Raw genomic sequence first — 9255 nt, forward strand, 5'->3', positions numbered from 1 at the left:
TCGCTCGAAGTAGTTTAGACCGTCTGCTCGGCAGAGCGGAACGGGAAGCCCAGCTGCTTGAGCAGGGCACGTCCCTCGTCGTCCGTCTTCGCGGTGGTCACGACGGTGATGTCGAAGCCGCGGACACGGTCGATGCGGTCCTGGTCGATCTCGTGGAACATGCTCTGCTCCGTGAGACCGAACGTGTAGTTGCCGTTGCCGTCGAACTGGCGGTCGGAGAGACCTCGGAAGTCGCGGATACGGGGGAGGGCGAGCGAGAGCAGGCGGTCCAGGAACTCCCACGCACGGTCACCGCGGAGGGTGACGTGTGCGCCGATGGCCTGGCCCTCACGCAGCTTGAACTGCGCGATGGACTTGCGGGCCATCGTGACCTGCGGCTTCTGACCCGTGATCGCGGTGAGGTCCTTGATGGCCCCGTCCATGATCTTCGAGTCGCGAGCTGCCTCGCCGACACCGGTGTTCACGACGACCTTCACCAGGCCGGGGACCTGGTTCACGTTGCCGTAGCCGAACTGCTCGGTCAGCGCTGCCTTGATCTCGTTCTTGTACTTCTGCTTGAGGCGCGGCTGAACTTTCTCAGTCGTCGCGGCAGTCGTGTCAGTCATCAGAGCTTCTCACCAGACTTCTTGGCGTAGCGGACGCGGACGGTCTTCTTGACGCCGTCCTTCTCCACCTCTTCGGTGCGGAAGCCGACGCGGGTCGGCTTCTTCGTCTTGGGGTCGACGAGCGCGACGTTCGACACGTGGATCGAAGCCTCGTGCTGCTCGATGCCGCCGGTCTTGGAACCACGCTGCGTCTGGCCGACGCGGACGTGCTTCGTGACGAAGTTCACGCCCTCGACGACGACACGGTTCTTGCCCGTGATGACCTCGATGACCTTGCCCTGCTTGCCACGGTCGCCGCCACGCTCCTGCGTCGCGCCCGTGATGACCTGGACCAGGTCACCCTTCTTGATGTTCGCCATGGCTTACAGCACCTCCGGCGCGAGCGAGATGATCTTCATGAACTTCTTGTCACGAAGCTCGCGACCGACCGGACCGAAGATGCGCGTGCCGCGCGGGTCGCCGTCAGCCTTGAGGATCACTGCCGCGTTCTCGTCGAACTTGATGTAGGAGCCGTCCTGACGACGGGTCTCCTTCTTGGTGCGAACGATGACCGCCTTGACGACGTCACCCTTCTTCACGTTGCCGCCGGGGATGGCGTCCTTCACCGTGGCGACGATGACGTCACCGAGTCCGGCGTAGCGACGACCCGAGCCACCGAGAACGCGGATGGTCAAGATCTCCTTGGCACCCGTGTTGTCGGCGACCTTCAGGCGGGATTCCTGCTGAATCACTGCTGTCTCCTATTTCCGCAAGCGGGCCGCGAGGCCTACTTGGCCTTCTCGAGGATCTCGACCAGGCGCCAGCGCTTGGAGGCACTGAGGGGACGGGTCTCGCTGATCACGACGAGGTCGCCGACACCGGCCGAACCGGCCTCGTCGTGCGCCTTCACCTTGGAGGTGCGGCGGATGACCTTGCCGTAGAGGGCGTGCTTCACGCGGTCCTCGACCTCGACGACGATGGTCTTGTCCATCTTGTCGCTGGTCACGTAACCGCGGCGCGTCTTGCGGTAGCCGCGGGTGAGGGCGGCGGAGTCCTTCTCTTCGTTCGCCATCAGTTCTCCTCGGCGGTCTCGGCCTCGGTCGACTCAGCCGGCTTCTCGGCCTTCTTCGTCGACTTCTTGGCCTTGGTTGCGGTCTCGACGGGAGCGGGAGTGGCACGGATGCCGAGCTCGCGCTCGCGGAGGACGGTGTAGATCCGGGCGATGTCGCGCTTGACGGCACGGAGACGACCGTGGCTCTCCAGCTGGCCGGTGGCCGACTGGAAGCGGAGGTTGAAGAGCTCCTCCTTGGCCTTCTTCAGCTCGTCAGCGAGACGCTCGTTCTCGAACGTGTCGAGCTCCGTCGGACGGAGCTCCTTGGAACCGATCGCCATTATGCGTCGCCCTCCTCGCGCTTGATGATGCGTGCCTTGAGGGGCAGCTTGTGAATTGCACGGGTCAACGCCTCACGGGCGATGTCCTCGCTGACGCCGGAGAGCTCGAAGAGCACACGGCCGGGCTTGACGTTCGCGATCCACCACTCGGGCGAACCCTTACCGGAACCCATGCGGGTCTCAGCAGGCTTCTTGGTGAGCGGACGGTCCGGGTAGATGTTGATCCACACCTTGCCGCCACGCTTGATGTGACGCGTCATGGCGATACGAGCGGACTCGATCTGACGGTTGGTCACGTAAGCGGGCGTGAGGGCCTGGATGCCGTAGTCACCGAAGGAGACCTTGGTGCCACCGGTGGCCTGACCCGAACGCTTCGGGTGGTGCTGCTTGCGGTGCTTGACTCGACGGGGGATAAGCATGGTTACGCCTCAACTCCTGCGCCGGCCGGCGCTTCCTGCGGGGCCTGCTGCTCACGGCCGCCGCGGTCGCCGCGGTCGCCGCCACGACGGTCACCGCGGTCATTGCGGTCGCCACGCGGGCCGCCACGACGCTCCGGGCGCGACGAACGCTGGTTCGCCTGCTCGCGAGCGAGCTCCTTGTTCGTGATGTCGCCCTTGTAGATCCAGACCTTCACACCGATGCGACCGAACGTCGTCCGGGCCTCGTAGAAGCCGTAGTCGATGTTGGCGCGGAGCGTGTGCAGGGGCACGCGGCCCTCGCGGTAGAACTCCGAGCGCGACATCTCGGCGCCGCCGAGACGGCCGGCGACCTGGATGCGGACACCCTTGGCACCGGCGCGCTGTGCACCCTGGAGGCCCTTGCGCATGGCGCGACGGAACGCGACACGAGCGGAGAGCTGCTCCGCGATGCCCTGCGCGACGAGCTGGGCTTCGGTCTCGGGGTTCTTGACCTCGAGGATGTTGAGCTGGATCTGCTTCTTGGTGAGCTTCTCGAGCTCACCGCGGATGCGCTCCGCCTCGGCGCCGCGGCGGCCGATGACGATGCCCGGACGCGCCGTGTGGATGTCCACGCGGACACGGTCACGGGTGCGCTCGAGCTCGATGCGGGCGACGCCGGCACGGTCGAGGGTCTTCTTCAGGTACTGACGCACCTTGATGTCCTCGGCCACGTAGTCGGCGTAACGCTGACCCGGCTTCGTGCTGTCGGTGAACCAGTGCGAGACGTGGTCCGTCGTGATCCCGAGACGGAAGCCGTACGGGTTGACCTTCTGGCCCATTACTTGCTCGCCTTCTTGCTCGTCGCGGCAGCAGCCTCGGCCTCGTCAGGGGTCGCGAGGACCACCGTGATGTGGCTGGTGCGCTTGTTGATCCGGAAGGCGCGGCCCTGGGCACGCGGCTGGAACCGCTTGAGGGTCGTGCCTTCGTCGACGAAGACGCGGCTCACGTAGAGGTCGCGCTCGTCCAGGAAGCTGTTCGTCGAGTCCGCCTTGACACGTGCGTTGGCGATCGCCGAGGCGACCAGCTTGTACACGGGCTCCGAAGCGCCCTGGGGGGCGAACTTCAGGATGGCGAGCGCCTCGTGGGCCTGCTTGCCGCGGATCAGCTCGATGACGCGACGGGCCTTCTGAGGCGTGACGCGGATGTGTCGCACGCGTGCGATCGACTCCACCATTTCGTTCCTCCTCTGCGTCGCCGCCTTAGCGGCGACGGCCCTTCTTGTCGTCCTTCACGTGACCGCGGAAGGTACGGGTCGGCGCGAACTCGCCGAGCTTGTGACCGACCATCGATTCGGTGACGAACACCGGGATGTGCTTGCGTCCGTCGTGCACCGCGATGGTGTGCCCGAGCATGTTCGGGACGATCATCGAGCGGCGCGACCACGTACGGATCACGTTCTTCGTGCTGGCCTCGTTCTGCGTGACGACCTTGCGGAGCAGGTGCTCGTCGACGAAGGGGCCCTTCTTCAGACTGCGTGGCATCTTCTGAACTCCTACTTGCGCTTCTTGCCGGCGTTACGGCGACGGACGATGAGCTTGTCGCTCGGCTTGTTCGGCTTGCGCGTGCGGCCCTCGGACTGGCCCCAGGGGCTGACCGGGTGACGTCCACCGGAGGTCTTGCCCTCACCACCACCGTGCGGGTGGTCGATCGGGTTCATCGCGACACCACGGACGGTCGGGCGGACGCCCTTCCAGCGCATGCGGCCGGCCTTGCCCCAGTTGATGTTCGACTGCTCGGCGTTGCCGACCTCGCCGATCGTGGCGCGGCAGCGGGCATCGACGTTGCGGACTTCACCCGACGGCAGACGGAGCTGCGCGTAGGGGCCGTCCTTCGCGACGAGACGCACCGAGGAGCCGGCCGAACGCGCGAGCTTGGCGCCGCCACCGGGGCGGAGCTCGATCGCGTGGATGACCGTACCCACGGGGATGTTGCGGAGCGGCAGGTTGTTGCCGGGCTTGATGTCAGCACCGGGGCCCTGCTCGACGACGTCGCCCTGCTTGAGCTTGTTCGGGGCGATGATGTAGCGCTTGGTGCCGTCCACGAAGTGCAGGAGCGCGATGCGCGCCGTGCGGTTCGGGTCGTACTCGATGTGCGCGACCTTGGCGTCCACGCCGTCCTTGTCGTGACGACGGAAGTCGATCACGCGGTACTGGCGCTTGTGGCCACCACCGATGTGGCGGGTGGTGATGCGGCCCGAGCTGTTGCGGCCACCGGTCTTCGGCAGCGGACGAAGCAGGGACTTCTCCGGGGTCGAGCGGGTGATCTCGGCGAAGTCGGCGACCGAGGAGCCACGACGACCCGGGGTCGTCGGCTTGTAGTTACGAATAGCCATGATTTATCCCTCTGGTCCTCAGCCGACAGCCGTGAAGATGTCGATCGAACCGGACTTGAGCGTCACGATGGCACGCTTGGTGTCCTTGCGCTTGCCCAGACCGAACTTGGTGCGGCGGGTCTTGCCCGGACGGTTCAGCGTGTTGATGCCGGCGACCTTGACGTTGAAGATCTTCTCGATCGCGAGCTTGATCTCGGTCTTGTTCGCACGGGGGTCCACGATGAACGTGTACTTGCCCTGGTCGATGAGGCCGTAGCTCTTCTCCGACACGACCGGCGAGATGATGATGTCGCGCGGGTCCTTGTTGAAGCCGCTCATGCGGTGATCTCCTTCGCGGTCTTCGACGCGATGAAGGCGTCGAGGGCGCTCTTGCTGAAGACGATGGCGTCCGACACGAGGACGTCGTAGGCGTTCAGCTGGCCGTACGAGAGCGCGTGGACGTTCGGCAGGTTGCGGATCGACTTGAGCGTGAGCTCGTCGTCCGACTCGAGCACGACGAGCACGTTCTTGACGGGCGCGACCTTCTCGAGGAGCGTGCGGGCGGTCTTGGTCGACGGCACCTCGGCCGCGACGAAGCCCTCCACAGCGGAGATGCGGCCACCGCGGGCGCGGTCCGAGAGCGAGCCGAGCAGAGCCGCGGCGATCATCTTCTTCGGGGTGCGCTGCGAGTAGTCGCGCGGGGTCGGTCCGTGGACGACGCCACCGCCGGTGTGCTCCGGAGCACGGACGGAACCCTGACGGGCGCGGCCGGTGCCCTTCTGCTTGAACGGCTTGCGACCGGCACCGCGGACTTCGCCGCGGTTCTTGGTCTTGTGGGTGCCCTGACGCGAAGCGGCGCGCTGCGCGGTGACGACCTGGTGGATCAGCGGGACGTTGGTCTCGACGTCGAAGAGCTCGGCGGGGAGCTCGACGGTGCCGGACTTGACACCCGATGCGTCGAGGACGTCGATCGTGGTTGCGGTCGTGGTGGCCATGATCACTTACCCTTCACGGCGGTGCGGACGAAGACGGAGCGACCGCGAGCACCGGGGACGGCGCCCTTGACGAGCAGCAGACCCTTCTCGGCGTCGACGGCGTGCACCGTGAGGTTGAGGACGGTGACGCGCTCGCCACCCATGCGACCGGCCATGCGCATGCCCTTGAAGACACGCGACGGGGTCGAGGAAGCACCGATCGAGCCGGGCTTGCGGTGGTTGCGGTGCGAACCGTGCGAGGCGGAGACGCCGGCGAAGCCGTGGCGCTTCATGACACCCGCGAAGCCCTTGCCCTTGCTCGTGCCGACGACGTCGACCTTCGCGCCGGCTTCGAACGTGGCGTCCACGGTGAGCTCCTGGCCCAGCGTGTACTCGCCGGCGTCCGACGTGCGGATCTCGGTGAGGGTGCGGCGCGGGGTGACCCCGGCGGCCTCGAAGTGGCCAGCGGCCGGCTTGTTCACCTTGCGCGGGTCGATCTGGCCGGCGGCGATCTGGATCGCCTCGTAGCCGTCACGCTCGACGTTGCGGATCTGGGTGACCACGTTCGGGCCGACCTCGATCACGGTGACGGGGATGAACTTGTTGTTCTCGTCCCACACCTGGGTCATCCCGAGCTTCTTGCCGAGGAGGCCCTTGACGGACTTGGTTGAATTCGCCATCAGTCAGCCCCCTTACAGCTTGATCTCGATGTTGACGTCGGCCGGGAGGTCGAGACGCATGAGCGAGTCGACGGCCTTCGGCGTCGGGTCGACGATGTCGATGACCCGCTTGTGCGTGCGCTTCTCGAAGTGCTCGCGCGAGTCCTTGTACTTGTGAGGGGAACGGATCACTGCGATCACGTTCTTCTCGGTGGGGAGCGGCACCGGGCCGACCACGGTCGCACCGGCACGGGTCACCGTGTCGACGATCTTCCGGGCCGACGTGTCGATGACCTCGTGGTCGTACGACTTGAGCCGGATGCGGATCTTCTGTCCCGCCATGTGTTCTCTGTCCTCTCTGCGCCGCGCACCCTCGGGCCGCCTGACGCCGCCGGGTTCCGCCCTGTGCGGACCTGGCTGTTTGCGTGAATCACCGGACGCATCCGCTGGGGATGACCGCTGTTCTCCTGTCAACCGCGTGGGCGGGCATGCTGCTGGTGCTCACACCGGCCCACGTGGACGTGTCGCTTCCCACACACGCCGGCGGACCGGCGTGCTCCCTGGGATTCGAGCTGTTCTGCTGCCTGCGGCCCAACCCAGCCCTGCTGAACAAGGGGGTTGTGCACTGCCAGAGCAGTGATCCTTGCGGGCGCGGACGCCCGTGGAATTTCGGAACCGGACAAGTCTCCCATAGGCACAGCATCCGTGCAACCCGGGCGTGTCGCGCTTCACCGGGCGTGTCGGAACGGTGCCACTCCCCCGGTCTGCCGCGGATCCAGCGGCCTGGAGGCCCGGGTCGCGCCCGCCCCGGAACACGCCTCCGGAAGCCGCCCGGGACCACCGCCGGAAGCCGTCCGGAAGCCCGCCGCGGACCTGTCGAACCGCAAAACGGACACAGCACCACGCGATCGCGCGGTGCTGTGTCCGGAAGGTGGTGCGGTGACGACTGCGGGCTAGTCCTCGTCGTCGATCACCGGGGGCACGAACCACGGCGGGAAGACGGCGACGCGGGGAGCGTGACCGCCGTGCTCGGCGAGGATGTCCTTCACCGCGTGCCGGGCCCGGTCGTTCGGCACGCCGATGACCGCGACCGAGGTGAACGGGACGCTCGGGCCGGCGAGCACCTCGAGGCCGTGCATCTCCGGGTCGGTCAGGTCGGTGCGGCGCAGCATGTTCGCGGACGCCTCGGGGCCGACGGCGAACCGGACGTCCTCGGCGTCGGCGTCGGTGTCCGACAGGATCACGGAGGCGCCGAACGCCGCCGTGGGGACGACGAGCACGACGTAGTCGGTGCCACGGGTGTGCCGGGCGGCGTCCGACCAGCGCGTCTCGTCGAGCGCACCGCGGCGGACCTCGTCCCAGCGGGCCCCGTCGGGCGAGAGCGAGAACGGCACGTGCGCGGCGACGCTCGAACCGTCGGGAGCGGTCGCCGCTGCGCGGGACTCGCGGAGGGCCGGCGCGCTGATGTCGTACGACGGGGTGACCCGGTCGGACGCCAGGATCGCCTGGTCCGCGACGATGCCGTCGAAGTTGTCGATGTGGGTGACGTGGTGCGCCCGCAGCGTGCCGAACACCCGCGCGGCGGGCATCTCCGGCTCAGCGGTGCGCAGCGCGGTGGCCCGGGCACGTGCCGGGGAGCCGCCGGGGGTCGACCGGAGGGACGTGCTCACGCGGGTCCGCCGCGGTGCCGGGGTCTTGGGGACGTCCGGCAGCTCGCGCTGGCGCGGCGCGCAGATGTCGCAGAGTTCGGTGGGGAATCCGTGGATGCACTCGTCGGTCACGACTGGTGTGGGTCCTTCCGTGCCGCGTGGGGGTGGAACGGCACAAGGGTCAACGCTACGTCATCACGGCCGTTCTGCGGCACCGTCCAGCTCATTGGCGGTAGAGGAGCGCCCGGACCTCGGCCTCCGCGGCGTGCAGACGGGCCGGGTCGATGGTCTCACCGTGCTCGTACGCGTCGAGCAGGCGTGGGTCGATGTAGCTCTGCCGGGCGACGGTGGGGGTGTTCCCGAGGACCTCGCTCGCGGCCTTCACCGCGTGCGAGACGGCCTGCTTGCGACGGCTCGCGGCGGACTGCGGGCCGGTCTCGGCGAGGTCGACCGCGGCGGCCACCGTGCCGTGCAGGGTCCGGAAGTCCTTCGCGGTGAACTCCTCCCCCGCGCGCTCCTTCACGTAGGCGTTGATGTCCTCGGCGGAGAGCGGCTCCCAGTCGGCGCCGCGGGACTCCCGGTACGACAGCAGCCGGGCGTTCGGTCCGCGCCGCTTCATGCCGACGACCACCCGGGCCAGGTCTGCGTCGTGGATCGACGACGACCACTCCTGCCCGCTCTTGCCGGGGAAGTCGAGCTCGATGTCGTCCCCGGACACGTGGGCGTGGGCGCAGAGCAGCGTGGACAGCCCGCGGCTGCCGTGCTCGGACGCGTACCGCTCGGACCCGACGCGCAGCGAACCCTGGTCGAGCATCCGGAACGCGGCTGCGAGCGACCGGCGCTGGTCCGGCTCCGGTCGACGGAGGTCCTGCGTGACCATCCGACGCGCACCGGGGAGGGACTCGGCGAGGGCGAGCGCCCGGTCGTACTTGATCTTGTCCATCCGGTCACGCCAGGACGGGTGGTACATGTACTGCCGTCGCCCGGCCCCGTCGATCCCCGTCGCCAGGATGTGGCCGTTCTCGTACGGCGAGATCCAGACGTCGTCCCACGCGGGCGGGATGACGAAGTCCTCCAGGCGCTGCCGGACCTCGGGGTCGGTGACGGTGTTGCCGTCGGGGTCGCGGTACGTGAACCCGCGTCCGCTGCGGACCCGGTGGTAGCCACGACCGTTCGTCTTGGATCTGCGGAGACGTGTCACCTCTCCGAGGATGCACGCCCGGCCCTG

At 67.6% G+C, this 9255-nt stretch carries 16 protein-coding genes; all 16 read right to left on the minus strand.

Annotated elements, in window-relative coordinates:
• Positions 1 to 14 precede the first annotated feature (14 nt).
• Positions 15 to 605, minus strand: coding sequence for a 50S ribosomal protein L5 (rplE, locus tag EDF24_RS01405; RefSeq protein ID WP_123700877.1), 591 nt, complete (start codon positions 603 to 605; stop codon positions 15 to 17).
• Positions 605 to 964, minus strand: a complete 360-nt coding sequence (gene rplX / locus EDF24_RS01410) for a 50S ribosomal protein L24 (protein ID WP_123654819.1) — start codon at positions 962 to 964, stop codon at positions 605 to 607. Before rplX ends, rplE begins: the two co-directional genes overlap by 1 nt.
• 3 nt (positions 965 to 967) lie before the next feature.
• On the minus strand, positions 968 to 1336 hold the full coding sequence (gene rplN, locus EDF24_RS01415; protein WP_017885523.1) for a 50S ribosomal protein L14: 369 nt from the start codon (positions 1334 to 1336) through the stop codon (positions 968 to 970).
• Positions 1337 to 1371: 35 nt separating this feature from the next.
• The gene (rpsQ, locus tag EDF24_RS01420) at positions 1372 to 1656 is read right to left on the minus strand and encodes a 30S ribosomal protein S17 (RefSeq protein WP_071276754.1); all 285 of its coding nucleotides are present in this window, start codon (positions 1654 to 1656) and stop codon (positions 1372 to 1374) included.
• Complete coding sequence (gene rpmC / locus EDF24_RS01425) at positions 1656 to 1976, minus strand: 50S ribosomal protein L29 (protein WP_123654820.1); 321 nt, start codon at positions 1974 to 1976, stop codon at positions 1656 to 1658. Before rpmC ends, rpsQ begins: the two co-directional genes overlap by 1 nt.
• On the minus strand, positions 1976 to 2395 hold the full coding sequence (gene rplP / locus EDF24_RS01430) for a 50S ribosomal protein L16 (RefSeq protein WP_123654821.1): 420 nt from the start codon (positions 2393 to 2395) through the stop codon (positions 1976 to 1978). Before rplP ends, rpmC begins: the two co-directional genes overlap by 1 nt.
• A 2-nt stretch (positions 2396 to 2397) precedes the next feature.
• Entirely contained in the window at positions 2398 to 3213 is an 816-nt protein-coding gene (rpsC, locus tag EDF24_RS01435) for a 30S ribosomal protein S3 (protein ID WP_123654822.1), read from the minus strand.
• Positions 3213 to 3608, minus strand: a complete 396-nt coding sequence (gene rplV / locus EDF24_RS01440) for a 50S ribosomal protein L22 (RefSeq protein WP_123654823.1) — start codon at positions 3606 to 3608, stop codon at positions 3213 to 3215. Before rplV ends, rpsC begins: the two co-directional genes overlap by 1 nt.
• 25 nt (positions 3609 to 3633) lie before the next feature.
• Complete coding sequence (rpsS, locus tag EDF24_RS01445) at positions 3634 to 3915, minus strand: 30S ribosomal protein S19 (RefSeq protein ID WP_071276761.1); 282 nt, start codon at positions 3913 to 3915, stop codon at positions 3634 to 3636.
• Positions 3916 to 3926: 11 nt separating this feature from the next.
• Positions 3927 to 4766: a 50S ribosomal protein L2 gene (gene rplB, locus EDF24_RS01450; RefSeq protein ID WP_123654824.1), complete on the minus strand. Its 840-nt coding sequence runs from the start codon at positions 4764 to 4766 to the stop codon at positions 3927 to 3929.
• 18 nt (positions 4767 to 4784) lie between these two features.
• Positions 4785 to 5084 (minus strand): 50S ribosomal protein L23, encoded by a 300-nt coding sequence (gene rplW, locus EDF24_RS01455; protein WP_056121415.1) that lies wholly within the window; start codon positions 5082 to 5084, stop codon positions 4785 to 4787.
• Positions 5081 to 5740, minus strand: a complete 660-nt coding sequence (rplD, locus tag EDF24_RS01460) for a 50S ribosomal protein L4 (RefSeq protein ID WP_123654825.1) — start codon at positions 5738 to 5740, stop codon at positions 5081 to 5083. Before rplD ends, rplW begins: the two co-directional genes overlap by 4 nt.
• A gap of 2 nt (positions 5741 to 5742) precedes the next feature.
• Positions 5743 to 6399, minus strand: a complete 657-nt coding sequence (gene rplC, locus EDF24_RS01465; RefSeq protein ID WP_123654826.1) for a 50S ribosomal protein L3 — start codon at positions 6397 to 6399, stop codon at positions 5743 to 5745.
• A gap of 12 nt (positions 6400 to 6411) precedes the next feature.
• Positions 6412 to 6720, minus strand: coding sequence for a 30S ribosomal protein S10 (rpsJ, locus tag EDF24_RS01470; RefSeq protein WP_017885534.1), 309 nt, complete (start codon positions 6718 to 6720; stop codon positions 6412 to 6414).
• A 611-nt stretch (positions 6721 to 7331) separates the two neighbouring features.
• The gene (locus tag EDF24_RS01475; protein ID WP_123654827.1) at positions 7332 to 8159 is read right to left on the minus strand and encodes a DarT ssDNA thymidine ADP-ribosyltransferase family protein; all 828 of its coding nucleotides are present in this window, start codon (positions 8157 to 8159) and stop codon (positions 7332 to 7334) included.
• Positions 8160 to 8250: 91 nt separating this feature from the next.
• Complete coding sequence (locus EDF24_RS01480) at positions 8251 to 9228, minus strand: DNA topoisomerase IB (protein WP_123700878.1); 978 nt, start codon at positions 9226 to 9228, stop codon at positions 8251 to 8253.
• Positions 9229 to 9255 lie beyond the last annotated feature (27 nt).

It is taken from the genome of Curtobacterium sp. PhB130 (genome assembly GCF_003755165.1).
GTDB lineage: Bacteria > Actinomycetota > Actinomycetes > Actinomycetales > Microbacteriaceae > Curtobacterium.

Excerpts from the sequence above, each read along its gene's own strand:
- rplE (WP_123700877.1), bottom strand. The coding sequence starts at position 605 with ATGACTGACACGACTGCCGCGACGACTGAGAAAGTTCAGCCGCGCCTC.
- rplX (WP_123654819.1), bottom strand. The coding sequence starts at position 964 with ATGGCGAACATCAAGAAGGGTGACCTGGTCCAGGTCATCACGGGCGCG.
- rpsQ (WP_071276754.1), bottom strand. The coding sequence starts at position 1,656 with ATGGCGAACGAAGAGAAGGACTCCGCCGCCCTCACCCGCGGCTACCGC.
- rpmC (WP_123654820.1), bottom strand. The coding sequence starts at position 1,976 with ATGGCGATCGGTTCCAAGGAGCTCCGTCCGACGGAGCTCGACACGTTC.
- rplP (WP_123654821.1), bottom strand. The coding sequence starts at position 2,395 with ATGCTTATCCCCCGTCGAGTCAAGCACCGCAAGCAGCACCACCCGAAG.
- rpsC (WP_123654822.1), bottom strand. The coding sequence starts at position 3,213 with ATGGGCCAGAAGGTCAACCCGTACGGCTTCCGTCTCGGGATCACGACG.
- rplV (WP_123654823.1), bottom strand. The coding sequence starts at position 3,608 with ATGGTGGAGTCGATCGCACGCGTGCGACACATCCGCGTCACGCCTCAG.
- rpsS (WP_071276761.1), bottom strand. The coding sequence starts at position 3,915 with ATGCCACGCAGTCTGAAGAAGGGCCCCTTCGTCGACGAGCACCTGCTC.
- rplB (WP_123654824.1), bottom strand. The coding sequence starts at position 4,766 with ATGGCTATTCGTAACTACAAGCCGACGACCCCGGGTCGTCGTGGCTCC.
- rplW (WP_056121415.1), bottom strand. The coding sequence starts at position 5,084 with ATGAGCGGCTTCAACAAGGACCCGCGCGACATCATCATCTCGCCGGTC.
- rplD (WP_123654825.1), bottom strand. The coding sequence starts at position 5,740 with ATGGCCACCACGACCGCAACCACGATCGACGTCCTCGACGCATCGGGT.
- rplC (WP_123654826.1), bottom strand. The coding sequence starts at position 6,399 with ATGGCGAATTCAACCAAGTCCGTCAAGGGCCTCCTCGGCAAGAAGCTC.
- rpsJ (WP_017885534.1), bottom strand. The coding sequence starts at position 6,720 with ATGGCGGGACAGAAGATCCGCATCCGGCTCAAGTCGTACGACCACGAG.